The organism is Janthinobacterium goodfellowi (assembly GCF_051380695.1).
In the GTDB taxonomy this organism is placed as follows: domain Bacteria; phylum Pseudomonadota; class Gammaproteobacteria; order Burkholderiales; family Burkholderiaceae_D; genus Janthinobacterium.
In genome coordinates, this window is record NZ_JBNYXN010000006.1 from 389,969 (window position 1) to 413,675 (window position 23,707).

A 23,707-nucleotide genomic window follows, 5' to 3' on the forward strand; every position below is an offset into this window, starting at 1 on the left:
AAGGGCTGAGTTGCCCACATGATACCGGACTTCCGCCCCATCGAGACCCTCATGCAAGGGCGCATCCTGGCGCGGCGGAAAAAAGCGGAGCGGAAGGATATAATCACTGCCATGGGTGAACGATATTTAAAAAGTATCCGGCTGCTGGCCGAATGCATGCAAGGCTTCGAGCGGTTTTCTAGCGACTTCGTGCGCCAGTACGGCTTGACGCATGCGCAATTCGACATCATTGCCACGCTCGGCAACACCCGCGGCATGTCCTACAAGGAACTGGGCCAGAAAACCCTGATTACCAAGGGGACTTTGACGGGCGTGGTGGACCGGCTGGAACAAAAGGGGCTGGTGATACGCGAACGTTGTCCACGCGACAAGCGTTCCTATTATGTGCGCCTGAGCTGCGAAGGCGAACAGGTGTTCCATGACGTGTTCCCCAAGCTGACACGACAGGGCCAGCGCCTGTTCGACGGCTACACCGAAGACGATTTCATACGTCTGGAAAGCACCCTGGCAGGCTTGAAGCACGCGATCGCCAACGGCCACGGCTGACCATTCACCAAGCACAGACATTCAAACAAGACAAAGGAAACCAAGTTGAAAACCACATTGCTCGAAGGCAAAAAGCCTGCTCATTTCGATAAACACATCATCGGCAACCTGCTGCTCAACGCCAGCACGCCGGAACTGGTGCGCCAGGAAAAACTGATCATCGGCGTGCGCAACGAAGACGGCGAAATCTACCGCCTGATCGGCGCCACCAAGCACAACAGCTTCATGAACGCCGTCGAGGAACTGTTCGACCTGGGCTTGACGGATGAGCTGGAAGACAGCGACGAACTCGTTGAAGGCTGCGACGCCATCTTCAGCGAATCTCTCTAACAACGCGTAACAAAACCTGCTGCGCGGTGCGCTTTGCGGCCTGCGATGCTCACCGTACTAAAGTACGGTTGCGCTTCTTAGCCACAAATCCCATCCGCTCGCAATGGTTTTGTTAAGCGTTCGGAATTTCGTCGTTCAAAATGGGCACGCGTCGACTGTACGCGTGCCCATTTTGCGTTTACGGGGCTTTGCTTGCCTTTTGCCCGGCTGTTTGCGAAAAGATCACGGTTAAAAAGTTCCGCACGGAAATATTGCGAGTATAATTTTTTCAATGAACAGACTCGACGCCTTTAAAAGCATCGCCGCGCAAGCCGCTCGTGGCGAGCTGACCTTTCCTGCCAATGTGGACGCTTCGCTCAAGCTGCAAGAGGCGCTGGCCGATCCCGACTGCCATATCGAAGCCGCCGCCAAGCTGGTGCAGGCCGACCCGCTGCTGGCCGCGCGCACGGTGGCCATCGCCAATTCCGTGGCGTTCAACCGTTCCGGCAATGAAATCACCAGCGTGCGCAACGCCGTGCAGCGGCTCGGCGTGCGTACCTTGCAGTCGGTGGTGGCCTCGCTGATCGTGCGCCAGCTGGGCAGCACCATCACCGATCCCGTGCTGCAGGCGAAGGCCAACCAGCTATGGGAACATACGGCCCACGTGGCGGCCCTGTCGCAGGTACTGGCCCGCCGCGTCACCAAGGTGGACCCCGATACGGCCCTGTTTGCCGGCATCATGCATGAAGTGGGCGGCTTCTATCTGCTGTCGCGCGCGGCCGAATTCCCCGGCATCCTCGATGGCGAACCGCAGGATTGGGTCGAGCATGGCGAACAAGCCATCGGCCACGGCGTCCTGACCAAACTGAAGGTGCCGGAAGCGGTGATGAGCGCCATCGATGCACTGTGGGAAGGCATGCGCGCCATCCCGCCCGAATCATTGGGCGACACCCTGCTGCTGGCGAATGACCTGGCGCCCGTCTCGTCGCCCCTCAACGAAAGCCCGGCCGCCATCGCCGTGCGCGCCGCGCGCGCCGCCGGCAGCATCGATTGCGTGATCGGCGATGATGCGACCTTGTCGAGCATCATGGAAGAATCGGACGATGAAGTGCAGTCGCTGCTGAAGGTGCTCGTGCATTGATGCGCTCACGCGCAAAATGTGAGCACTTACCACCAACAAAACACCAATAACGCCGGACAAAAAAAACCCGCTCGAAAGCGGGTAAAGTCCAAAGCTAGGGATGTCCTGAAAGAGACAGCCCTATCTTATGCGGTGCGCCGCGCCCGCTCCGTGCGTTGGCACACTTAGCGCGCACATTATCCCGGCAACAGTTCTACCTCCGTTTCCTGCCAGGCGCGCAACTGCCGCACGCGGGCAAACCACGCCTCGATGTGCCGGTACTGCGCCAGCGGCAGCCGCACGGCTTCGCTGTACATCAGGGGCGCGGCCACGGCGAAATCGGCCAGCGTCACATCGTCTCCGCTGAGCCAGCTGCGCGCTGCCAGATGCGCGTCCAGCACCACGGCGCATTCATGCAGGTCGCGCTCGCCGCGCGCCTCTTCCAGCGGGTCCGCCGGACCATTGCCCGTCATGCCTTTCCAGGCGCGTTCCCATGCCAGCACGCTGATGGCGGGTGCGAAGTGCTGCGCGGCCCAGAACAGCCAGCGGTTGACGTCGGCGCGCGCTTGCGGCGCCTGCGGATAAATCGTCTGGCCCGGCACCTGCTCGGCCAGGTATTGCATGATGGCGCACGATTCCCACAGCAGGAAAGCGCCGTCGGCCAGCACGGGCACCTTGCCGTTCGGGTTCAGTTCGGCCAGACGTCGGCGGTCGTCCGCATTCATCAGGTCGACTTCGGCCAGTTCCAGAGGCAGGCCAAGGTGGATCGCCGTCATCAGGGCACGGCGGGCATTCGAGGACATGGGGTGGTGATACAGGCGCATGGTGCGTAACTCCGGTGAGTGAGGAAGCCACCATCGTAGTCGCCGTCACTGACAGTTTTTGTCAGGAGCGAATGTCAGGATTCGGGGTCGATATCGTGGGCCTTGCGCCAGGTGTCGAGCAAGGCGTGGCGGCGCGTGGGATAGCGCTCCTCATGCTGCTGCACGCTGGCGATGCGGTCGATGCGGAAATGCCGGTAATCGCCGCGCAGCTCGCACCAGGCGGCCAGCAGGCGCTTGCCTTCGAAAAAGGCCAGGGCAAACGGCCACACCGTGCGCGAGGTGGCGCTGCCATGCTCATCCTGATAGGCGAGCGTGAGTTTCTGTTCGTAGCGGATCGCCTCGCGCACGGGCTGCACGTAACGGTCGTCCGGCTGCGTGCCATCGGCGGGGCGGCCCAGCGGCACCCACAGGCTGGTCTCGGCCATGCTGTCGCGCAAATCGCGCGGCGAGGCGGCCGCGATCTTCGCCAGGGCATTGCTGGCCGCCTGCGCCAGACCCGCATCGCCCTGGCGGCGCACCCAGCGCGCGCCCAGCACCAGCGCTTCCAGTTCATCGGGCCCGAACATCAGCGGCGGCAGGAAGGCGCCGCGGCGCAGCACATAGCCGATGCCGGCTTCGCCCTGCAGGGGCGCGCCCAGTTCGGCCAGGGTCTGGATATCGCGGTAGATCGTGCGCTCGGATACGCCCAGCTGCTGCGCCAGCTGGGCTGCCGTGACGGGCACGCGCCTGGCGCGCATGGCGTCCATCAGCAGGAAAAGACGGCCGCTGCGGCTCATGGGCAGCCCTGCAAGGCCTGGTCGCCCATGACGAGGGCGGACAGGGCCGGCACGTACAGATAGCCGTCGGGCGCCAGGCGCGCCGCGCGCGTCCCCTCGTCCACGCCGGCGATGCCGTAGCAGCGCTGCAGCCGTGCCGCCCCAGGCCACCAGTGGACGGCCGCCTCCTGGTCGGGAAAATGCCGGCGCACGCTCTCGGCCTGCGCCGCCACGTGCTGAAAATCGCGGTAAAACGCGGGGGCAATGCCCAGCTCCGCGGCAAACGCCGTTTCCTGCGCCGCCGTGTCGGCCAATCGGGCCGCCAGCGCCGCCGTTTCGCGCTCCAGGTCCTCGGCCGCCACGCCAGCCTCGGCCAAGGTGCGGCGCAATTGCGCCGGGCTCGCCTGCGCGCGCAGGAATGCCGATTCCTGCAGCGCCAGCACGGCATCGGCCGGAATGCGCTTGTGCCGCGCGGCCGGGAAGACATACAGGGCGCAGCTGCCCGCACACACGGTGTCGATGGCAATATCCCATTGCTGCCGGTGCAGATAGCGGCCCAGCTGCATGGCCGCCAGCGGGTCGCCACCCTCGCTATTGACGCGCAACAGCGTCGTACCCGGCGTGGCCAGCAGCCGCAGCTTGTCCACGTCGCCCTCGGCAATCGGGCCGCGCAGGGCGATGGCGCCGCTGTCCGCACGGCTCAATTGCGCGGCACTGGCCAGCGTGCCGATGCCCGCCATGATGCCCATCACTATCAAACGCTTCATCGTCATCCACCATAAAAAAAACGACCACCGCAAACGGTGATCGTTCTTCATTCGACCCGCAAAAACCTGCGCTTACACCACGGCGCCGTCGGTTTCGTCTTTTTCCTTGACCGGCTTGATCAAGTCTTCGCGCTTGACGCCCAGCCACATGGCGATCGAGGCCGCGACGAACACGGACGAGTAGATACCGAAGCAGATACCGATGGTCAGCGCCAGGGCGAAGTGGTGCAGGGTCTGGCCGCCGAAGACCAGCATCGACAGCACCATCATCTGGGTCGAACCGTGGGTGATGATGGTACGCGAAATGGTGCTGGTGATCGCGCTGTCGATCACTTCATGCACGGTCGCCTTGCGCTGCTTGCGGAAGTTTTCGCGGATACGGTCAAAGATCACCACCGATTCGTTGACGGAATAGCCGAGCACCGCCAGGATCGCCGCCAGCACGGTCAGCGAGAATTCCCATTCGAAGAAGGCGAAGAAGCCCAGGATGATCACCACGTCGTGCAAGTTGGCGATAATGGCCGAGACAGCGTACTTCCATTCGAAGCGGATGGCCAGGTAGATCATCACGCCGATAATCACCACCACCAGCGCGTTCAAGCCGTTCTGCGCCAGTTCCTCGCCCACCTGCGGGCCGACGAATTCAACCTTCTGCAGTACCACCGCTTCATTGCCGGCGGTGTCCATGCACGCGCTCTTGAGCACATGTTCGCCTTTGGCGGTGACGGTATCGATGGCCTTGGTCGTGCCTTGCTCGGCCTTGCACAGCGCATCAAACACGCGCTGCGAGGTGTTCGCGGCGCTGACGCCCTTTTCCACCGGCAGGCGGATCATCACGTCGCGCGCCGTATCGAAGCTCGTCACGCCCGGTTCTTCGTAGCCCATGGCGATGAGCGTGCCGCGTATGCCTTCAAGATTGGCCGCCTTGGGGTATTTCACCTCCATCAGGGTGCCGCCCTTGAATTCGACGGACAGATGCAAGCCCTTGTGCACCAGGAAGAAGACGGCGGCAAGGAAGGTCACCGCCGAAATCACGTTGAAAATCAACGCATGGCGCATGAAGGGAATATCTTTTTTGATCCGGAAAAATTCCATGAAATCCTCTGAGTTCTATTCTGTGCGTCCGGCGGCTGGGCCACCGGACGCGATCGCTGTTGTCGCTATTGGATGAGTCGGGGCCGTCGCTTATTTGCTGGTGCCCGGCACCCACACCGTGCCGATCGACAAGGTCGTCAGCTTTTTCTTGCGGCCATACCAGAGGTTGACCACGCCGCGCGAGACGAAGACGGAGGAGAACATCGAGGTCAGGATGCCCAGGCAATGCACGACCGCAAAGCCGCGCACGGGACCGCTGCCGAAGGCCAGCAGCGCCAGGCCGACGATCAGGGTGGTCACGTTCGAGTCCAGAATCGTGGCCCAGGCGCGGTCGAAGCCGGCGGCGATCGCCGCTTGCGGCGTATTGCCGGCGCGCAGCTCTTCGCGGATACGTTCATTGATCAGTACGTTGGCGTCAATCGCCATGCCCAGCGCCAGCGCGATGGCGGCGATACCCGGCAAGGTCAACGTCACCTGGATCATCGACAGCAAGCCGACCAGCAACAGCAGGTTGGTGGCCAGGGCCAGCACGCTGAAGGCGCCGAACAGCATGTAGTAGGCGATCATGAAGACGGCGATGGCGATGAAGCCATACAAGGTCGAATGGAAGCCCTTGGCGATGTTTTCCGCGCCCAGTTGCGGTCCGATCGTGCGTTCCTCGATGACGGTCATCGGTGCGGACAGGGCGCCCGAACGCAGCAGCAAGGCCAGTTCATTGGCGTTTTCCGCGCCGCCCATGCCGGTGATCTGGAAGCGCGAACCGAGTTCCTGCTGGATGGTCGCCACCGACAGCACTTCCGGCTTGCCCTTTTCAAACAGCACGATGGCCATGCGCTTGCCCACGCGTTCGCGCGTCGCTTCGCGCATCTTGCGTCCGCCGTCGCCATTCAGGTCGATCGACACGGCCGCTTGCTGGTTCTGGTCGAAGCTGGCCGTGGCGCTGGAGATATAGTCGCCCGTCAGGATCACGTCTTTCGCCAGCACGACGGGTACGCCCTTGCCGACGGTGAACAATTCCGAGTTGAACGGAATGGCGCTCGACAGTTCGGTGCCGGGCACGATGGTTTCATCGACCAGGCGCACTTCCAGGGTGGCCGTGCGGCCGATGATGGCTTTCGCGCGGGCCACGTCCTGCACGCCAGGCAGCTGCACCACGATGCGGTCGGGACCTTGCTGCTGGATCAGCGGCTCGGCCACGCCCAGCTCGTTGACGCGCTTGGACAGGGTGGAGATATTCTGTTTCACGCCTTCGTCGATGGTCGCCTTCAGGGCGGCCGGTTTCAGGGTGATGTTCAGTTTCAGGTCGCTGCCTTCGCCCGCATCGGCGAACGCCAGTTCCGACATCTGGTCGGACAGCACATTCTTTGCCTTCAGGCGCGTTTCCGCGTCGCGGAAGTTGATCTGGACGCTATCGCCCACGCGCTCGATGCCGGCGTGACGGATATTTTTGTCGCGCAACACGCTACGCGCGGCGGACTGGACGCCCTGGACTTTCTTGTTCAGTACGGCTTTTGCATCGACCTGCATCAGGAAGTGCACGCCGCCGCGCAAATCCAGGCCCAGGAACATGGGCAAGGCATGCATTTTCTGCATCCACATGGGCGTATTGGCTTGCAGATTGACCGTCACGATGTACGCGGGATCGCTGGCATCGGGATTGAGGTCCTTTTCCAGCACCAGTTTCGCCTTGAACTGGGTATCGGGATCGGCGAAACGCACGCGCACGGAGGCGAGGTTGCCGGCGCCATCCATGGTGACACCTTCCGACTTGACGTTCTCTTTCGTCAATATTTGCTCGACTTGCGTCATCAGCTCGCCCGTCACTTTGACGGTCGACTTGCCGCTGGTTACTTGCAGCGCCGGTGACTCACCGAAATAATTGGGCGCCGTATAGAGTGCGCCCAGCAATAAGGCGACGACGATGATGATGTATTTCCAGGCAGGATAGCGATTCATATTGATTCAGCGTTCAGTGTTGAGCGTCGGAGGCGTCGCGAGGGGCGGCGGATAGCCACCCCGTTCAATCATTGCCGGGGCAATGACAGCGAGGAATTACAGCGCCTTCAGGGTGCCTTTAGGCAGCAAGGTGGTAATGGAGCTCTTTTGCACCGTGATTTCGGTGCCGGTCGCCACTTCGATGGTGACGTAAGCGTCCACTACCTTGACAACACGGCCCAGCATGCCGCCGGCGGTGACGACTTCGTCACCCTTGGCCAGCGCGTCCATCATCGCCCGTTGTTCTTTGGCGCGTTTTTGCTGTGGACGGATCATCAGGAAATACATGACCACGAACATCAATACCAGCGGCAGGAAGCTGGTCAGGTTGCCGCCGAGGCCCAGGGCGTCGGTTGGGGCTTGCGCATAAGCGTTGGAAATGAAAAACACGGTGACTCCAGTTCTAATCAGTTTGAAAAAATAGCGCTGTATTCTAGCATTGGCAATCCGCCAAGCCTCCAATTGCAGGCATGGCAGCTTCAAATGGGGCTAAAAAGGCATTATGCAATGCTTTCTCGCCCCCGTCCAAGCACCAATACACAAAACTTCCAGCCCTGCTGCTGCCAGGGCGCAAGCTAAGGTTTTCTTAAGTTCCGCGTGCGCGTTCCGCATGGAATTGCAGCGTAAACGCGTGGAAACGGTCTTCATCGAGCGCTTCACGCATCTGGCGCATCAGGTCCAGGTAGTAATGCAGGTTGTGGATGGTGTTCAGACGCGCGCCGAGGATTTCCTTGGAGCGGTGCAGATGGTGCAGGTAGGCGCGCGAGAAGTTGCGGCAGGCGTAGCAGCCGCAGGTCTCGTCGAGCGGCGCCTGGTCTTCCTTGTACTTGGCGTTCTTGATCTTGATGTCGCCAAAACGGGTGAACAGCCAGCCATTGCGGGCGTTACGCGTCGGCATGACGCAGTCGAACATGTCGATGCCGTTCGACACGCCCGCCACCAGGTCTTCCGGCGTGCCCACGCCCATCAGGTAATGGGGCTTGTTGGCCGGCAGGCGTGGGCCCACGTGGGCCAGCATGCGCATCATGTCTTCCTTCGGTTCGCCGACGGACAGGCCGCCGATGGCGATGCCGGGGAAGTCGATCTCTTCGAGCTTGGCCAGCGACTCGTCGCGCAGCATTTCGAACATGCCGCCCTGCACGATGCCGAACAGCGCATTCGGGTTCTCGCCGCGGTGGAACTCGTCCTTCGAGCGCTGCGCCCAGCGCAAGGACATGCGCATGGACTTGGCCGCTTCCTCGATGGTGGCCGGACGGCCGGCGATTTCGTACGGCGTGCATTCGTCGAACTGCATGACGATATCGGAATTCAAGACGCGCTGCACCTGCATCGACACTTCCGGCGAGAGAAACAGTTTATCGCCGTTGATGGGCGAATTGAAATGCACGCCCTCTTCCGTGATCTTGCGCATGGCGCCCAGCGAAAACACCTGGAAGCCGCCCGAATCCGTCAGGATCGGCTTGTTCCAGCCCATGAAACCGTGCAAGCCGCCGAATTTTTCCATGACGGTGTTGCCTGGACGCAACCACAAATGAAACGTGTTACCCAGGATGATTTGCGCGTCGATCTCGTTGAGTTCCAGCGGCGACATGGCTTTGACGGAACCGTAAGTGCCCACTGGCATGAAGATCGGCGTCTGCACGACGCCATGGTTGAGTTTCAAGGTGCCGCGGCGTGCCTTGGTCAGGCCGCTCGTGTCGGTCTTGAGTAATGTAAATTCCAGCATGGTCAGTCTTTCACGGGGGTATCAAGGTTCAGCGCAGCGCGCGATTGCGTGGTGAGCAGCATCGCATCGCCATAGCTGAAGAAACGGTAGTTCTGCGCGATCGCATGCGCGTAGGCGTTGCGGATCGGCGCATAGCCGGCAAAGGCCGACACCAGCATCAGCAGGGTCGACTTCGGCAAATGGAAGTTGGTGATCAGCCGCGTCACCGTTTTAAACGCATAGCCAGGCGTGATGAACAGGGCCGTATCGGCGCTGCCCGCCACCAACTGGCCGCTTTGCGAGGCCGATTCCAGCGCACGCAGGCTGGTCGTGCCGACGGCCACCACGTCGCGTCCGGCAAGTTGGGCGGCGCGTACGGCGTCGACGGTTTCCTGCGGCATGGTGTACCACTCGGTATGCATCTTGTGTTCGGCCAGCACTTCCGTGCGCACGGGCTGGAAGGTGCCAGCGCCCACGTGCAGGGTCACATAGGCAAAGTTGACGCCCTTGGCCTTCAACTGGTCGAGCAGGGCCTGGTCAAAATGCAGGCCGGCCGTCGGCGCGGCGACAGCGCCGGGCACCTTGTTGAACACGGTCTGGTAGCGCGTTTCGTCGAATTCGTCCGCATCGTGCTCGATATACGGCGGCAGCGGCAAACGGCCATGCGCCTCGATCAGCTCGAACACGTCGGCCTCGAAGTGCAAGGTAAAGAATTCGCCGGCGCGCTGGCCGACCGTCACGTCAAAGGCGTCGGCCAGGCGGATGCGGCAGCCGGGCGGCGGCGACTTCGACGCGCGCACCTGGGCCAGCACGGTGCGGTCATCGAGTACGCGCTCGACCAGCGCCTCGATCTTGCCGCCGCTTTCCTTGACGCCGAAGAAGCGCGCCTTGAGTACGCGCGTATCGTTCATCACCAGCAGGTCGCCCGCGGCTAGCTGTCCTACGATGTCGGCGAACTGGCGGTCGACCAGGGTCTCGCCGTCCAGATGCAACAGGCGCGAGGCGCTGCGCTCGGCCAACGGAGTTTGCGCAATGTTTTCTTGCGGCAAATTAAAATCGAAATCGGAAAGCGAATACATGCGTTTTGCTTCAAAAGTACGTCAAAAATGATTAGGAGTGCGCAATGGAACATCTGGCACTATACTGTGCGCCTATACAGGCATTACAATAATCCGCCGCAACAATTACGACTGCGGTACGCACAGGGTGTGCCGGACAACCCTCTATTTTACGCTAGCGGCACCAAAACCTTGCATATGTCCGATCCCAAGCCCGATCTTCCTCCCACAGCCAGGCCTGCCGCCAAGCCGAAAGCCGCCAAAAAAGTGGTCAGCACGGAAAGCCGGCTGGCCAAACTGGGCTTGCGCACGGATATGGACCTGGTGCTGCACCTGCCGATGCGCTACGAGGACGAGACGAAGGTCTACACCATCCGCGACGCCTGTCTGCGCGGCGGCGAGTCGTGGCAAGTGGAAGGTGTCGTCACCAAGTGCGAAGTCAATTTCAAGCCGCGCAAGCAATTGCTGGTGACGATCGCCGACGAAACGGGCAATTTGCTGCTGCGCTTCATGAATTTCTACGGCAGCCAGGTCAAGCAGCTGGCCGAAGGCACGCGGGTGCGCGCGCGCGCCGAACTCAAGCACGGCTTTTTCGGCGCCGAGATGGTGCACCCGACGTATAAGGTGGTCAACGAGGGCGCGCCGCTGCCCACGGCCCTGACGCCCGTGTATCCGTCCGGCGAAGGCCTGTCGCAGCACGTGCTGCGGCGCGAGATCGCCGACGCCATGCGCCGCATCGACTGGCAGGATACCTTGCCCGATGATCTGCTGCGCGGGATGCAGCTGTCGCCGTTCCGCGCCGCCGTGCACCTGCTGCACTATCCGCCGCAGGACATCGATGAAAGCGCGCTGATGGACCGCTCGCACCCGGCCTGGGTGCGCATGAAGTTCGATGAACTGCTGGCGCAGCAGCTGTCGCTCAAACGCGCCCAGCGCGCGCGCCGCTCGAAAGGCGCGGCCTCCCTGCCCATCGTCGGCACCTTGTCGGAAGCCTTCGGGGCCGCCCTGCCCTTCAAGCTGACGGGCGCGCAGGCGCGCGTGCTCGAGGAAATCCGCGCCGACCTGCGCCAGCCCTATCCGATGCAGCGCCTGCTGCAGGGCGACGTCGGCAGCGGCAAGACGGTGGTGGCGGCACTATCTGCCACGCAGGCGATCGACAGCGGCTACCAGGCCGCGCTGATGGCGCCCACGGAGATTTTGGCCGAGCAGCACTTCCGCAAGATCGCCGCCTGGATGGAACCGCTGGGCGTGAAGGTGGCGTGGCTGACGGGCAGCCTGAGGAAAAAGGAAAAGACGGCGGCGCTGGCCCTGATCGAATCGGGCGAAGCGCAACTGGTGATCGGCACGCATGCGCTGATTCAGGATAACGTGCTGTTTGCGAAACTGGGCCTGGTGATCGTCGACGAGCAGCACCGCTTCGGCGTGGGCCAGCGCCTGACCCTGCGCAACAAGGGCGACAGCGCGGCCGTGCCGCACCAGCTGATGATGTCGGCCACGCCGATCCCGCGCACCCTGGCCATGACGTATTACGCCGACCTGGAAGTGTCCGTGATCGACGAGCTGCCGCCCGGCCGCAGCCCCATCGTCACGCGCGCCATCGACCAGAACCGGCGCGACGAAGTCATCGCCCGCGTGTATGCGGCCGCGCTGGAAGGCCGGCAGGTGTACTGGGTCTGCCCGCTGATCGAGGAATCGGAAGCGCTGCAGCTGCAGACGGCCACCGACACCTACATGATGCTGGCCGAAGCCCTGCCCGCGCTGCAGGTGGGCCTCGTGCACGGCCGCCTGAAACCGGCGGAAAAACAGGAAGTGATGGACGCTTTCATCGCCGGCCATATCCACGTGCTGGTGGCCACCACCGTCATCGAGGTGGGCGTCGATGTGCCGAACGCCTCGCTGATGGTGATCGAGCACGCCGAGCGCTTCGGCTTGTCGCAGCTGCACCAGCTGCGCGGCCGCGTGGGCCGCGGCTCGGCGGCCAGCGTCTGCCTGCTGCTGTACCAGGGCCCTCTGGGCGGCGTGGCGCGCCAGCGCTTGATGACCATGCGCGAGACGACCGACGGTTTTGAAATTGCCCGGCGCGACCTGGAAATCCGCGGTCCCGGGGAATTCCTCGGCGCGCGCCAGTCCGGCCAGGCCATGCTGCGCTTCGCCGACCTGGAAACAGACCAATGGTTAGTCGACCAGGCGCGCGACGTGGCGCACGATCTGCTGCACGCTTCCACGGCGGCGGCCGCAGCCACTGTGGAAGCGCACCTGGCGCGCTGGCTGGGTGGAAAAGAGGAATTTTTGAAGGTGTAAGGTCCTGCGCCCTACATGCACATCCAGAAGCGGTTCGCCAGGTCGAGCATGAAATCGGGCCGCAGATAGGCCAGGAAGACGAGAGCCAGCAGCGCGGCGCCGGCCAGGCGCCACAGCCATGTGCGCCAGCTGGCCATTACGCGGCCACCGCCGCGCGCTTGACGGCGCGCTCGTCGATGGGCAGGTTGATCAGCGCGGCCAGCAAGCCCAGGCCGATGGTGATCATCCACACGACGTGGTAACTGCCCTGGTGCTCGTACAGGTAGCCGCCCAGCCACGCGCCCAGGAAACTGCCCACCTGGTGCGAAAAGAACACCATCCCGGCCAGCATCGACAGGTGCTTGACGCCGAAGATGCCGGCGATGATGCCGTTCGTCAGGGGCACGGTCGACAGCCACAGCACGCCCATGCCGGCGGCGAACAGGTACACGGACCACGCCGACAATGGTGCCAGCAGGAACACGCTAATGACCACGGCGCGCGTCACGTAGATGGCCGACAGCAGGTAGCGCTTGGCGATCTTGCCGCCGAGTTTGCCCGCATAGTATGAGCCGACGATATTGAACAGGCCGATCAGGGCCAGCGCCGTGACGGCGATGTTCGGATTCATCAGGCCCTGGTCCTTCAGGTAGGCCGGCAAGTGCACGCCGATGAAGACCAGCTGGAAGCCGCACACAAAATACCCGGCCAGCAGCAGCCAGAACGAACGGGTGGCAATCGCTTCGCTGAAGGCCGCGCCCACGCTTTGCTGCGGGCCGCTGGCGTGCGAGACGGGCGGCTCGCGCAGGTAGAAGGCCATCGGGATCATGGCCAGCAGCACCAGCGCGGCCAGCACATAGAAGGCGTTTTGCCAGCCCACGGCGGAGATCAGCTGCTGCTCCACCGGCATCATCAGGAACTGGCCGAACGAGCCGGCTGCCGACGAAATGCCGAAGGCCCACGAGCGCTGCTCGGGCGGCGCGCTGCGGCCGATGATGCCGCTGATGGCGCCAAAGGCCGTGCAGGCCAGCGCCAGGCCGATGAAGATGCCCGAGCCGACGATGAACAAGGTGGGCTGCGTCACCAGCGCCATCCACACGAGGCCCGCCATGTAGCTGATGGCGCCGACGATGACGACGCGCATGGTGCCGAAACGATCGGCCGCCATGCCGGCGAACGGGCCGAAGACGCCCCACATCAGGTTTTGCATGGCCAGCGCCAGCGAATACGTTTCGCGCGTCCAGCCGTTCGCTTGCGAGATCGGCTGCATCCAGAAGCCCAGGCCGTGGCGCACGCCCATCGCCAGGGTCAGCACGACGCCGCTGGCGATGAGGACAGTCTTCAGGCTGGGACGGGATGCGTGCGATGTCATGGGGTTCCTGTTCACGCCTGGTCGGCTTTGTAAACGAGGCCGATCTGGCCGCGCATGGTGTCAAGGTTGTGCATCAGCGCCACGCTGTCGGCGTGCGGCATGACGGGGCTTTCCAGCAGGCCGGCGCGGATGCAGCGCATCGCTTCGATCGCTTCGTGCGCGTAGCCATTGCCCAGGTGCGGCGCGGCGATGACGCGGCGTGCGCCATCCATCGCTTCGACGATCAGGTGATCGGGCTTGTAAAAACGGTTGGGCAAGCGGATGCGGCCCAGGCTGCCGGAAATGGTCATTTCCGTCGGCGTCTGCGCGCGCAGGCTGCAGGCGCAGGACGAGGTGCCGCCGCCCGCGTGCAGCAGCGAGAACACCACCTGTTCATCGACGCCGGTGGCGCCCATCTCGGCCAGCGCCTGCATCTGCGATACCGGACCGAGAAAAAAGGCCGCCATCGACAGCGGATAGATGCCCACGTCGAGCAGCGCGCCGCCGCCGAGTTCGGGATTGAACATGCGGTGCTCGGGCGGGAAATGGGCGACAAAGCCGATATCGGCCTGCACCTGCCGCAGCACGCCGATCTCGCCGCTGGCGATGATGCGCTGCGCTTCCTGCACGGCGGGCAGGAAACGGCTCCACATCGCTTCCATCAGAAACAGCTTTTTCTCGCGCGCCATATCGACCACGGCCTGCGCCTCGCGTGCGTTCATCGTGAACGGCTTTTCGCACACGACGTGCTTGCCGGCGGCCAGGCACATCAGGGCATTTTCCGCATGCAGGGTGTGCGGCGTGGCGATGTAGATCACGTCCACGCCAGGATCGTCAGCCAGCGCCTGGTAGGAACCGTGGCAGCGTTCGATGCCGAATTCGGCGCCGAAGGCTTGCGCGCCGGCGCTGCTGCGCGAGGCGACCGCCACCAGCTGCGCGCCGGGTGCGTCGCGCAAGCCATTGGCCATCGCGCGGGCGATCTTGCCGGTGCCGAGGATGCCCCAGCGGACGGTATTTTCCATCTATTGATCTCTTTCTGCGCCAGCCACCTTGCGCTTCGGGCGGAATACCGCCGCGTCATTGTAAAAATCGTCGTCCTGGCCTTCGCACCAGCCGGGTAAACCGAGCACCGGCAGCGGCGTGAAGTCGGCCGTGGTGAGGCCTTGCTGCGCCAGGTCTTGCGCCACCCGCTCGTCGAGCCAGGCGCGGCGTGCGACATCGTCCAGGGTGAAATAGGCGTCGCCGGCAAAGATCACGCGCGTGTGCGCCGTGATGGCCTTGCGCGGCGCCACCAGTTTTTCCATCAGCGCGTGGCCGAACAGCCAGACTTCGGCGTCGCCGCCCGCGCCAAATTTCTCGCGCTGCGCGATAAATGCGCTGCGCCAGTCATGCCCGCGCAGTGCCGTTTCCAGCGCGCGTCCCGCATCGCTGTCGCGCAGCACCAGCAAGGCGGAATTTTCGTCAAAAATCGTCGCGCCGTCGCGCGCCGGGCCGCGCGATTTGCCCACGCCGGACAGGGCGATCTGCGCCGCCTGCAGCGCATTCAATTGCCGCTTGATGCGCGGGAAGGTGAGCCACACGAGCGCGTTGAAAAAGTCGTGCAGATTGTCGCGCGTGGGCACGCCGCCCGTAGCACCGATGAACTCCTCGTACGCCACGCCTTCGGGCAGGTCCGCTTGCGGCACGAAGGCCAGCGGCAGGCCGGACGGATTGCGCAAGTCCAGCGCCCGCGCCCGTCCGTTCAGCGCCGCGATCACCGTGTCGCGCTGCAGGTCCAGCTGCCGTCGCGCCGGCAGCACCGTGGCAAACCAGGGGCGGGTCCAGTCTATCGATGGCAGCATGAATGCCTAGACCATTTTCCAGTTGATCTGCTCGCCCGCGTTGAGCGGAATCACGTGGCTGTCGCCCAGCGGCAGCGAGGCCGGCAAGGTCCAGCTTTCGCGACGCAGGGTGATGGTGTCCGTGTTGCGCGGCACGCCGTAGAAGGCCGGGCCGTGGAAGCTGGCGAACGCTTCCAGCTTATCGAGCGCGCCAGCCCGTTCGAACGCTTCCGCATACATTTCCATCGCGTGCAGGGCCGTGTAGCAACCGGCGCAGCCGCAAGCCATTTCCTTGGCGCCTTGCGCGTGCGGCGCCGAGTCGGTGCCGAGGAAGAAGCGCTCGTCGCCGCTGGCGGCGGCCGTCATCAGGGCCAAACGGTGCTCTTCGCGCTTGAGGATGGGCAGGCAATAGTAATGGGGACGGATGCCGCCCTTGAAAATCTCGTTGCGGTTGTACAGCAGATGGTGCGCCGTGATGGTGGCGGCGATCGGGCCTTCCGCTTCGGCCACATACTGCGCCGCATCCTTGGTGGTGATGTGCTCGAACACGACGGACAAGGCCGGGAAGGCGCTGCGCAGCGGGCGCATCACGCGCTCGATGAAGACAGCTTCGCGGTCGAAAATGTCGATTTCCGGATCCGTCACTTCGCCGTGCACGAGGAAGGGCATGCCCACTTCCTGCATCACTTCGAGCACCTTGTAGCAATTCTTCAAATCCGTCACGCCCAGGTCGGAATTCGTCGTGGCGCCGGCCGGATAGAGTTTCACGGCTTGCACGATGCCGCTGTCCTGCGCGCGGCGGATTTCGTCGGGCGAAGTGTTGTTCGTCAGGTACAGCACCATCAGCGGATCGAAGTTCACGCCTTCCGGCACGGCGGCCAGGATGCGCTCGCGGTAGGCGCTGGCATCGGCCGTGGTGGTGACCGGGGGTTTGAGGTTCGGCATGACGATGGCGCGGCCGAACTGGCGCGCGCTGTGCGGCAGCACGCTGGCCATGACGGCGCCGTCGCGCAGGTGCAAATGCCAGTCGTCTGGACGGGTGATGGTGATGGAATCTGGGGTGTGATCGAGTGTGGACATGGCGGCTGCTCTCAGGCGGTCATTGCGGATAGCGCCATTTTACCAGCCGCAGGACCGTCCCGCCGGCCGGGAGAGCCCGCGCATGCTGGCTGGGAGACGGCAAAACGGCCGGTATCACCCGGCCGTTTTAACTAAAAGAATGAAGAGCATCAGGACTTGGCCGATGCCGTCTCCTGCCTGGCGACCCAGGCGCGGATCTCGGCCAGCATCCGGTCCAGCTTGGCGCGGTCGTATACCTGGCCACGGCTGACCACCAGACGGATCTGGCGCGTGGCGCCGATGTCCTGCAGCGGGTTCGCGTCGAGCACGAGCAAATCGGCCGCCTTGCCGGCCGCCACGCTGCCGTAGCGCTCCAGCTTGCCCAGGAAGCGGGGACCGTTGATGACGGCCGACTGCAAGGCTTGCTTTGGCGTCAGGCCGTATTGCACGTACAGGCCGATTTCATCGTGCAGGGCCTGGCCCGGATAGTCGAAGGAATTCAAGAAGCCCGCGTCGGTGCCGGCGATGATGCTCACGCCCTGCTGCTGCAAAATAGGCAGCAGCTTTGCCGATTGCTCGAACTGCGCGTGGCGCTGGGCGATCGCATCCGGGCCATCCTTGGCGGCGCGCTGCACGCGCCAGTCGTAGGTGGCGCGCAAGCCCTTGCCGATGTACTGCAGGGCAGGATCGTGCGTGTGGTCTTCGCGGTCCAGATACGCCGTTACGCGCGAACCCCACAGGGTAGGCACGATGGCCGTGCCGCGCGCGGCCAGGTAACTGAAAGCCTTGCGCGCAGTCGGCTCGTCGTAGCTTTGCAGGCTTTCGCGCATGGCCTCCTTGCCCGTCATCGCGCCCGCGGCCACCTTGTCCGTCAGCTCCTGTTCGCGCGGCGTCGTGGCGCGCAGCAGATACGATTGATGCTCGATCGTGCCCAGGCCCGCATCGGCCATCTGCTCCAACGTGAGCTGCACGGGGATATGGCCCGAGGTGCGCATGCCCCGTTCGCGCGCCTGGCGCAAGGCTTCCAGGTACAGCTCCGGCTTCAGGGTGTTTTCCGTGATCTTCACGAAGTCCACTTGCTGCGCCTGCAGGCCGTCCAGCGCGCGCGTGACTTCCTGCGGCGTGCCCACTTCGATGGTGCCCTTCCACAGCGGCTTGATGCCTTCGAGCTTGGCGCCAGAGGTAAAGATCGTCGGACCTTCCAGCTGGCCCGCATTGATCTGCCGGCGCCATGCCAGCACCGTGTCGGGCAAGTCGCCCGAGCAGTCGCGCACCGTGGTGATGCCGTGCGCCAGGTACAAAGGCAGCAGCTGCTTGTTCTCGTCGATCAGCTCGGGGCCGCCGCCGAAATGCACGTGCGTATCCCACAGGCCCGGCATCAGGTATTTGCCGGGCAGGCGGATGGTCCGCTTCGGCGCGTAGCTGCGCAGCTGCGGGTCATCGACGACGGCGACGATGCTGTCGCCCTTGAGCAGCACGGTCTTGCCCTTGACGGCGAGGCCACCGGCCACGTCGATCAGGGTGGCGTCGCGCAGGGCGATGTCGACGGCGATCTTGTCGGCCGCGTGGGCATGGGCAAGCATGCCCAGCGCCAGCATGGCGCCGGCGATGTGTTTCATGTCAGGCATTCGTACTCAACTTCAAGGTGATGGAAAATTAATGGATGATCTTGGCGAGGAAATCGCGCGCCCGGTCCGAGCGCGTCGTGTTGAAGAAGTCGTCCTTGCTGCAATCCTCGATGATCTTGCCCTGGTCCATGAAGACGATGCGGTTCGCCACACGCCGGGCAAAACCCATTTCGTGCGTGACGACCATCATCGTCATGCCTTCCTGCGCCAGGCCCACCATCACGTCGAGCACCTCGTTGATCATCTCCGGGTCGAGCGCCGATGTCGGCTCGTCGAACAGCATGGCGATCGGGTCCATCGACAACGCGCGGGCGATCGCCACGCGCTGCTGCTGGCCGCCCGACAGCTGGCCGGGGAATTTATCCTGCTGCGACAGCAGGCCCACGCGGTCCAGGTATTTCAAGCCCTTGGCATTGGCTTCGTCGGCACTGCGGCCCAGCACCTTGATCTGGCCGATGGTGAGGTTTTCGCGGATCGACAGATGCGGGAACAGCTCGAAATTCTGGAACACCATGCCGATGCGCGCGCGCAGTTTCGACAGATTCGTTTTCGGATCGTTGACGGTGATGCCGTCGACGATGATCTGCCCCTGCTGGATCGGTTCCAGGCCGTTGACGGTCTTGATCAGGGTCGACTTGCCGGAGCCGGACGGGCCACAAATGACCATCACGTCGCCCTTGGCGACATTGGTGGTGCAATCGGTCAGTACCTGGAACTGGCCATACCATTTGCTGACGTTATTGAGTTCAATCATCTTGTTCTTTCTTTTACGGTTAGCGAATGATGGCGACGCGTTTCTGCAGGCGTTTTACCAGGAACGACAAGGCATAGCACAGCACGAAATACACGACGGCGACAAACACGTACATCTCCACCAGGCGGCCGTCGCGCTGCGCGATTTTCGAGGCGGCGCCGACGAAATCGGGAATCGACAGCACGTACACGAGCGACACGTCCTGGAACAGCACGATGGTCTGCGTCAGCAGCACGGGAATCATGTTGCGGAACGCTTGCGGCAACACGATGTTGCCCATGGTTTGCCGGTAGTTCATGCCCAGCGCCTGGCCCGCCCACACCTGGCCGCGGGGAATCGACTGTATGCCGCTGCGCATGATCTCGCAATAGTAGGCCGCCTCGAACATGATGAAGGTGATCAGCGCGGAAGAAAACGCGCCCACTTTCACGGGCTCGTTGGCGCCGATGACCCAGGCGGCGATATACGGCACCAGGAAGTAGAACCAGAAGATCACCAGCACCAGCGGGATCGAGCGTATCAGGTTGACGTAGCTCGATGCCACGCCCGAGACGATACGGTTGCTGGACAGGCGCATCAGCGCCAGCAGGGTACCCAGCACGATGCCGCCCACCATGGCCAGCGCCGTCAGTTTCAGGGTAAAGACCATGCCGGTCTGGAACAGATAGACCCACGAGCGGGAGATGACGTCGAAGTCGAAATTGCCGAACATATCAGTGTCCTCCCGTCTTGGCGCCGGCGACGATGAAGCCGGGGATGGCGACCTTTTTCTCGATCAGGTGCATCAGCACCACGACCAGCAGGTTGACGACGATGTAGATGATGGTGGCGGCCGAAAACGCCTCGAATACCTGGAAGGAAAACTCCTGGATGGCGCGCGCGCTGGCCGTCAGTTCGATCAGGCCGATGGTCAGCGCCACGGAACTGTTCTTGATGATGTTCAAAAATTCGCTGGTCAGCGGCGGCAGGATCACGCGCGCGGCCATCGGCAGCAAAATGAAACGGTAGGTTTGCGGCAGGGTCAGGCCCAGTGCCGTGCCGGCCAGTTTCTGCCCGCGCGGCAGCGCCTCGATGCCCGTCGTCACCTGCACGGCCACGCGCGAGGAGGTGAAAAAGCCCAGGCACAGCACGGCCGTGAAGAACGGCGCGTTCGGCAGCGACTTGACCCAGGTGCCCAGGTCAGGCGGCAGCAGTTCCGGCATGACGAAATACCAGAGGAACATCTGCACCAGCAGCGGCACGTTGCGGAACAATTCGACGTAGGCATTGGCCACGCCCACCAGCCATTTGTTCGGCAGGGTGCGGATGGTGCCGACCACCAGGCCCAATATCAGTGCCATGATCCAGGCCGCACCGGCCGTGGCCAGGGTCCAGACCAGGCCGGACCACAAAGTGTCCATATACGTACCCACGCCATCGGGAGAAATCTCCCAGAAAATGCGCCAATTCCAGTTGTAATTCATGATCATCCTTCCCGTGCAGCTCAAGGAAAGCGGCTTGTCCGCCGCCCGTCCCGTAAATAAAACGGGAGGCTTGCGCCCCCCGGTTTGTTACGCAGTCTTGTTATTTTTTCCGTTTGTCCGAAGTCTTCTGCGCTTCGGGCACTGCCGCATATGCGGCCGGGTCACCGGAGTCGGTCGGATTGGCAAACACGGCCTTCAATTGCGGCGGCATCGGGAATTTCAGGTTGATGTTTTTCGGCGGGATCGGCGAGGTAAACCATTTCGCGTAAATGCGGTTGATGTCGTCGCTCTTGTACAGGCGGATCAGCGCATCGTCGACCACTTTCTTGAAGGCCGGATCGCCCTTGCGCAGCATGATGCCGTACGGCTCGACCGACAGCGCTTCCTTGGTGATTTCGTAGTCGTTCGGGTTCTTCGAGTTGGCCACTTGCGACGCCAGCAGAATGTCGTCGTTGGCTTCAGCCACCGCGCGGCCCGTTTCCAGCATCAGGAACGACTCGGGATGATCCTTGCCGACCGCAATCGTCATGCCCAGATTCTTTTCCTTGTTCAGGATCGTCATCTGCTTGATGGTCGACGTGCCGGCCGTGGCGACCAGGGTCTTGCCGCGCAAGTCTTCCAGGGTCTTGATGTTCGAGGATTTTTTCGACAGCACGCGGTTGCCGATGACGAACATGGTGGGAGCGAATGCCACCTGCTGCTGGCGCTCCAGATTGTTCGTCGTCGAGCCGCATTCAAGGTCGATGGTGCCGTTGGCCATCAGCGGGATGCGGTTGGCCGAGGTGACGGGGCTCATCACCACTTTCAGTTCGCTCATGCCCAGGTGTTTTTGCAGGGCCGTGACGACTTTCATGCACAGGTCGATCGAATAACCCTGGTATTGCTGCTTGTCATCGAGATAGGAGAAGGGCACGGAGCCGTCGCGCACACCGAGGGTGACGGAACCGGCTTTCTTGATCTTGGCCAAGGTGCCGGTCAATTCCTGAGCCTGGACTGGCGACATGCTGCTGATGACACCGACGCTGAGCAGCGTGGCGATGATTTTGGTCAATTTCATAAATTCTCCTGGGCGGACAAACGGGATGGACCCCGAACGAAACAACTGTGGTGCAGACGCCACCAATGGAATTAATTTTATTTCATTTTCAGCGCCGGACCAGCCGTTTTCTGCGATTGCCCTCAAATAGGCGCTATACGCGCGCCTGAAGGGGCGCGGCTGTAGCATTTTTCCTACTGATTTCCCATTCCCGATTTATTTTGCCGGCGCCAGCCCCGCCAACTCGTCCTCTTCCGCCTCATCATCCCTATTCGCCTGCTGGCGTTGCCACATCTGCGCGTACAGGCCATCCGCCGCCAGCAATTGCGGATGCGTGCCCCGCTCGACGATGCGGCCATGGTCGAGCACGAGGATTTGCTGGGCGTCGGCCACCGTCGACAGGCGGTGCGCAATCACCAAGGTGGTGCGGTTTTTGGCGATTTCCTTCAGCTGCGACTGGATCGCCTGTTCCGCCTTGGAGTCGAGCGCCGAGGTCGCTTCATCGAAGATCAGGATGGCCGGGTCTTTCAGCAAGGTGCGGGCAATCGCCACGCGCTGCTTTTCGCCGCCCGACAGTTTTAAACCCCGCTCGCCCACCATGGAGCTGTAACCATCTGGCAAGCTTTCAATAAAATCATGGATCGATGCGGCTTTCGCCGCCGCCACGATGGCTTCCTTGCTGGCGCCCGGCTTGCCGTAGGCGATGTTGTATTCGATGGTGTCGTTGAACAGCACCGTATCCTGCGGCACGATGCCGATGGCCGCGCGCAGGGAATCCTGCGTGATATTGCGCAAATCCTGGCCATCGATGGTGATGCCGCCGCCATCGACTTCGTAAAAGCGGAACAGCAAACGCGACAGGGTCGATTTGCCCGAGCCGCTGTGGCCCACCACGGCCGTCGTGGTGCCGGCAGGAATCTGGAAATCCACGTCGAACAGGATTTGCCGCTTGGCTTCATAGCTGAAATCCACGTGCTCGAAACGCACGGCCGCGCCCCGCGTGACGAGCGGTTTGGCGTCCGGCGTATCGGCGATTTCGCGGTTCTCGTTCAGCAAGGAAAACAATCGTTCCATGTCGGCCAGGCTTTGCTTGATTTCGCGGTAAATGACGCCCAGGAAATTGAGGGGGATATACAGCTGGATCATGAAGGCATTCACCAGCACCAGGTCGCCCAGGGTCATCGTGCCGGCGATCACGCCCACGGTGGCGCGCCACAAAATCAAGGTGACGGCCGTGGCGATGATCAGCGACTGGCCCGTATTGAGCAGAGATAACGAGGTCTGCGATTTGACGGCCGCCGATTCATAGCGCTGCAAGCCTTCGTCGTAGCGCTTCGCCTCGTAATCCTCGTTGCCGAAATATTTCACGGTTTCATAGTTGATCAGCGAATCGATGGCCTTGGTATTGGCTTTTGAATCGAGGTCGTTCATGGTGCGGCGGAAGTGCGTACGCCAGTTCGTCACCAGCACGGTAAACGCGATATACGACACGAGCGCCACGGCCGTGATCACGGTGAACCAGATATCGTAATGCAAGACCAGGTAGCCGAGCACGAGGGTGATTTCCACCAGGGTCGGCAGGATGTTGAACAGGGTGTAGGAAATGAGCGAGCCGACGCTGCGCGTGCCCCGTTCGATGTCGCGCGTCATGCCGCCCGTCTGGCGGTTCAAATGAAAACGCAGGGACAGCGCATGCAGGTGGCGGAACACTTGCAGCGCGATGGTGCGCACGGCCCGCTGCGTGACCCGGGCGAACAGGAATTCGCGCAATTCCGTAAACAAGGTGGTCGACAGGCGCAGCAAGCCGTACGCCACCAGCAGGCCGACGGGCAGCACCAGCAGCGCTTGCGGATGCGCGGCCGTGATCGTCATGGCGTCGACGAGTTTTTTCAGGATCAGGGGCACGCCCACGTTGGCGAGCTTGGCGCCGACCAGGCATAGCAGCGCCAGCAATACTCGCCATTTGTAGACCCACAGGTACGGCAGCAAGGTCTTGATGGTGGCGAAATCGCTGTGGCTGGCGGAAGCTGGCGAGCGGGGCGGAGGGGGAGTCTGGGAACGGCGCATGGCGAAGGTCGGCTTTTTATGGTTCAATCGCAGCAATTGTAGCCTTTCATGAGAATAAAAGATGAGCACCTCCCC

At 62.6% G+C, this 23,707-nt stretch carries 23 protein-coding genes; 4 read left to right on the top strand and 19 right to left on the bottom strand.

Annotated elements, in window-relative coordinates; translation table 11 throughout:
• Positions 1 to 111 precede the first annotated feature (111 nt).
• The 3 genes from ACQ4WQ_RS22910 to ACQ4WQ_RS22920 all read left to right on the top strand — a co-directional run bounded on the left by ACQ4WQ_RS22910 (position 112) and on the right by ACQ4WQ_RS22920 (position 1,996).
• The gene (locus ACQ4WQ_RS22910; protein ID WP_436500217.1) at positions 112 to 546 is read left to right on the top strand and encodes a MarR family winged helix-turn-helix transcriptional regulator; all 435 of its coding nucleotides are present in this window, start codon (positions 112 to 114) and stop codon (positions 544 to 546) included.
• A gap of 45 nt (positions 547 to 591) precedes the next feature.
• Complete coding sequence (locus ACQ4WQ_RS22915) at positions 592 to 876, top strand: hypothetical protein (RefSeq protein ID WP_070290811.1); 285 nt, start codon at positions 592 to 594, stop codon at positions 874 to 876.
• Positions 877 to 1,147: 271 nt separating this feature from the next.
• Positions 1,148 to 1,996: an HDOD domain-containing protein gene (locus tag ACQ4WQ_RS22920; RefSeq protein WP_436500219.1), complete on the top strand. Its 849-nt coding sequence runs from the start codon at positions 1,148 to 1,150 to the stop codon at positions 1,994 to 1,996.
• 176 nt (positions 1,997 to 2,172) lie between these two features.
• On the opposite strand, the gene ACQ4WQ_RS22925 is transcribed toward ACQ4WQ_RS22920, so the two are convergent.
• From ACQ4WQ_RS22925 to queA, 8 genes are all read right to left on the bottom strand, one after another.
• The gene (locus ACQ4WQ_RS22925; RefSeq protein WP_436500221.1) at positions 2,173 to 2,799 is read right to left on the bottom strand and encodes a glutathione S-transferase family protein; all 627 of its coding nucleotides are present in this window, start codon (positions 2,797 to 2,799) and stop codon (positions 2,173 to 2,175) included.
• Positions 2,800 to 2,873: 74 nt separating this feature from the next.
• A complete protein-coding gene (locus ACQ4WQ_RS22930; RefSeq protein WP_326458877.1) occupies positions 2,874 to 3,575 on the bottom strand; it encodes a helix-turn-helix transcriptional regulator in 702 nt (233 codons plus the stop codon).
• Entirely contained in the window at positions 3,572 to 4,321 is a 750-nt protein-coding gene (locus ACQ4WQ_RS22935) for a hypothetical protein (RefSeq protein ID WP_436500223.1), read from the bottom strand. The genes ACQ4WQ_RS22930 and ACQ4WQ_RS22935 overlap by 4 nt, the downstream gene beginning before the upstream one ends.
• Positions 4,322 to 4,393: 72 nt before the next feature.
• Complete coding sequence (gene secF, locus ACQ4WQ_RS22940; protein WP_436500225.1) at positions 4,394 to 5,416, bottom strand: protein translocase subunit SecF; 1,023 nt, start codon at positions 5,414 to 5,416, stop codon at positions 4,394 to 4,396.
• A gap of 90 nt (positions 5,417 to 5,506) precedes the next feature.
• Positions 5,507 to 7,372 carry a protein translocase subunit SecD gene (gene secD / locus ACQ4WQ_RS22945; protein WP_326458874.1) on the bottom strand — a complete coding sequence of 622 codons (1,866 nt, stop codon included), beginning with the start codon at positions 7,370 to 7,372 and terminating at the stop codon, positions 5,507 to 5,509.
• A gap of 96 nt (positions 7,373 to 7,468) precedes the next feature.
• Positions 7,469 to 7,801, bottom strand: coding sequence for a preprotein translocase subunit YajC (gene yajC / locus ACQ4WQ_RS22950; protein WP_034745505.1), 333 nt, complete (start codon positions 7,799 to 7,801; stop codon positions 7,469 to 7,471).
• 196 nt (positions 7,802 to 7,997) lie between these two features.
• The gene (gene tgt / locus ACQ4WQ_RS22955; protein ID WP_436500227.1) at positions 7,998 to 9,137 is read right to left on the bottom strand and encodes a tRNA guanosine(34) transglycosylase Tgt; all 1,140 of its coding nucleotides are present in this window, start codon (positions 9,135 to 9,137) and stop codon (positions 7,998 to 8,000) included.
• A 2-nt stretch (positions 9,138 to 9,139) separates the two neighbouring features.
• Positions 9,140 to 10,195, bottom strand: coding sequence for a tRNA preQ1(34) S-adenosylmethionine ribosyltransferase-isomerase QueA (gene queA, locus ACQ4WQ_RS22960; RefSeq protein ID WP_326458872.1), 1,056 nt, complete (start codon positions 10,193 to 10,195; stop codon positions 9,140 to 9,142).
• A 177-nt stretch (positions 10,196 to 10,372) separates the two neighbouring features.
• On the opposite strand from queA, the gene recG reads away from it, so the two are divergent.
• The gene (recG, locus tag ACQ4WQ_RS22965; protein ID WP_436500230.1) at positions 10,373 to 12,475 is read left to right on the top strand and encodes an ATP-dependent DNA helicase RecG; all 2,103 of its coding nucleotides are present in this window, start codon (positions 10,373 to 10,375) and stop codon (positions 12,473 to 12,475) included.
• A gap of 11 nt (positions 12,476 to 12,486) precedes the next feature.
• Here recG and ACQ4WQ_RS22970 read toward each other — a convergent pair whose 3' ends face one another.
• The 11 genes from ACQ4WQ_RS22970 to ACQ4WQ_RS23020 all read right to left on the bottom strand — a co-directional run bounded on the left by ACQ4WQ_RS22970 (position 12,487) and on the right by ACQ4WQ_RS23020 (position 23,632).
• Positions 12,487 to 12,612 (bottom strand): hypothetical protein, encoded by a 126-nt coding sequence (locus tag ACQ4WQ_RS22970; protein ID WP_255206293.1) that lies wholly within the window; start codon positions 12,610 to 12,612, stop codon positions 12,487 to 12,489.
• On the bottom strand, positions 12,612 to 13,826 hold the full coding sequence (locus ACQ4WQ_RS22975; RefSeq protein ID WP_436500232.1) for an MFS transporter: 1,215 nt from the start codon (positions 13,824 to 13,826) through the stop codon (positions 12,612 to 12,614). Before ACQ4WQ_RS22975 ends, ACQ4WQ_RS22970 begins: the two co-directional genes overlap by 1 nt.
• 11 nt (positions 13,827 to 13,837) lie before the next feature.
• Positions 13,838 to 14,827, bottom strand: a complete 990-nt coding sequence (locus tag ACQ4WQ_RS22980) for a Gfo/Idh/MocA family protein (protein WP_436500234.1) — start codon at positions 14,825 to 14,827, stop codon at positions 13,838 to 13,840.
• Entirely contained in the window at positions 14,828 to 15,646 is an 819-nt protein-coding gene (locus ACQ4WQ_RS22985) for a DUF3025 domain-containing protein (RefSeq protein ID WP_326458868.1), read from the bottom strand.
• 6 nt (positions 15,647 to 15,652) lie between these two features.
• Positions 15,653 to 16,705 (bottom strand): dihydroorotase, encoded by a 1,053-nt coding sequence (gene pyrC, locus ACQ4WQ_RS22990; protein WP_070290804.1) that lies wholly within the window; start codon positions 16,703 to 16,705, stop codon positions 15,653 to 15,655.
• A gap of 149 nt (positions 16,706 to 16,854) precedes the next feature.
• Complete coding sequence (locus ACQ4WQ_RS22995) at positions 16,855 to 18,303, bottom strand: amidohydrolase family protein (RefSeq protein WP_436500237.1); 1,449 nt, start codon at positions 18,301 to 18,303, stop codon at positions 16,855 to 16,857.
• Between the two features lie 37 nt (positions 18,304 to 18,340).
• Complete coding sequence (locus ACQ4WQ_RS23000) at positions 18,341 to 19,066, bottom strand: amino acid ABC transporter ATP-binding protein (protein ID WP_076571831.1); 726 nt, start codon at positions 19,064 to 19,066, stop codon at positions 18,341 to 18,343.
• A 19-nt stretch (positions 19,067 to 19,085) separates the two neighbouring features.
• Entirely contained in the window at positions 19,086 to 19,778 is a 693-nt protein-coding gene (locus ACQ4WQ_RS23005; RefSeq protein WP_326458866.1) for an amino acid ABC transporter permease, read from the bottom strand.
• 1 nt (position 19,779) lies between these two features.
• Positions 19,780 to 20,529: an amino acid ABC transporter permease gene (locus tag ACQ4WQ_RS23010; protein ID WP_326458865.1), complete on the bottom strand. Its 750-nt coding sequence runs from the start codon at positions 20,527 to 20,529 to the stop codon at positions 19,780 to 19,782.
• Between the two features lie 100 nt (positions 20,530 to 20,629).
• Positions 20,630 to 21,586, bottom strand: a complete 957-nt coding sequence (locus ACQ4WQ_RS23015) for an amino acid ABC transporter substrate-binding protein (RefSeq protein WP_070220709.1) — start codon at positions 21,584 to 21,586, stop codon at positions 20,630 to 20,632.
• A 195-nt stretch (positions 21,587 to 21,781) separates the two neighbouring features.
• Positions 21,782 to 23,632, bottom strand: a complete 1,851-nt coding sequence (locus ACQ4WQ_RS23020) for an ABCB family ABC transporter ATP-binding protein/permease (protein ID WP_070220785.1) — start codon at positions 23,630 to 23,632, stop codon at positions 21,782 to 21,784.
• Between the last annotated feature and the right edge of the window lie 75 nt (positions 23,633 to 23,707).

What these genes read in the sequence shown, in the direction of transcription:
- ACQ4WQ_RS22910 (WP_436500217.1), top strand. Translation starts at nt 112, where the DNA reads ATGGGTGAACGATATTTAAAAAGTATCCGGCTGCTGGCCGAATGCATG.
- ACQ4WQ_RS22920 (WP_436500219.1), top strand. Translation starts at nt 1,148, where the DNA reads ATGAACAGACTCGACGCCTTTAAAAGCATCGCCGCGCAAGCCGCTCGT.
- ACQ4WQ_RS22925 (WP_436500221.1), bottom strand. Translation starts at nt 2,799, where the DNA reads ATGCGCCTGTATCACCACCCCATGTCCTCGAATGCCCGCCGTGCCCTG.
- ACQ4WQ_RS22930 (WP_326458877.1), bottom strand. Translation starts at nt 3,575, where the DNA reads ATGAGCCGCAGCGGCCGTCTTTTCCTGCTGATGGACGCCATGCGCGCC.
- ACQ4WQ_RS22935 (WP_436500223.1), bottom strand. Translation starts at nt 4,321, where the DNA reads ATGAAGCGTTTGATAGTGATGGGCATCATGGCGGGCATCGGCACGCTG.
- secF (WP_436500225.1), bottom strand. Translation starts at nt 5,416, where the DNA reads ATGGAATTTTTCCGGATCAAAAAAGATATTCCCTTCATGCGCCATGCG.
- secD (WP_326458874.1), bottom strand. Translation starts at nt 7,372, where the DNA reads ATGAATCGCTATCCTGCCTGGAAATACATCATCATCGTCGTCGCCTTA.
- tgt (WP_436500227.1), bottom strand. Translation starts at nt 9,137, where the DNA reads ATGCTGGAATTTACATTACTCAAGACCGACACGAGCGGCCTGACCAAG.
- queA (WP_326458872.1), bottom strand. Translation starts at nt 10,195, where the DNA reads ATGTATTCGCTTTCCGATTTCGATTTTAATTTGCCGCAAGAAAACATT.
- recG (WP_436500230.1), top strand. Translation starts at nt 10,373, where the DNA reads ATGTCCGATCCCAAGCCCGATCTTCCTCCCACAGCCAGGCCTGCCGCC.
- ACQ4WQ_RS22970 (WP_255206293.1), bottom strand. Translation starts at nt 12,612, where the DNA reads ATGGCCAGCTGGCGCACATGGCTGTGGCGCCTGGCCGGCGCCGCGCTG.
- ACQ4WQ_RS22975 (WP_436500232.1), bottom strand. Translation starts at nt 13,826, where the DNA reads ATGACATCGCACGCATCCCGTCCCAGCCTGAAGACTGTCCTCATCGCC.
- ACQ4WQ_RS22980 (WP_436500234.1), bottom strand. Translation starts at nt 14,827, where the DNA reads ATGGAAAATACCGTCCGCTGGGGCATCCTCGGCACCGGCAAGATCGCC.
- ACQ4WQ_RS22985 (WP_326458868.1), bottom strand. Translation starts at nt 15,646, where the DNA reads ATGCTGCCATCGATAGACTGGACCCGCCCCTGGTTTGCCACGGTGCTG.
- pyrC (WP_070290804.1), bottom strand. Translation starts at nt 16,705, where the DNA reads ATGTCCACACTCGATCACACCCCAGATTCCATCACCATCACCCGTCCA.
- ACQ4WQ_RS22995 (WP_436500237.1), bottom strand. Translation starts at nt 18,303, where the DNA reads ATGAAACACATCGCCGGCGCCATGCTGGCGCTGGGCATGCTTGCCCAT.
- ACQ4WQ_RS23000 (WP_076571831.1), bottom strand. Translation starts at nt 19,066, where the DNA reads ATGATTGAACTCAATAACGTCAGCAAATGGTATGGCCAGTTCCAGGTA.
- ACQ4WQ_RS23005 (WP_326458866.1), bottom strand. Translation starts at nt 19,778, where the DNA reads ATGTTCGGCAATTTCGACTTCGACGTCATCTCCCGCTCGTGGGTCTAT.
- ACQ4WQ_RS23010 (WP_326458865.1), bottom strand. Translation starts at nt 20,529, where the DNA reads ATGAATTACAACTGGAATTGGCGCATTTTCTGGGAGATTTCTCCCGAT.
- ACQ4WQ_RS23015 (WP_070220709.1), bottom strand. Translation starts at nt 21,586, where the DNA reads ATGAAATTGACCAAAATCATCGCCACGCTGCTCAGCGTCGGTGTCATC.
- ACQ4WQ_RS23020 (WP_070220785.1), bottom strand. Translation starts at nt 23,632, where the DNA reads ATGCGCCGTTCCCAGACTCCCCCTCCGCCCCGCTCGCCAGCTTCCGCC.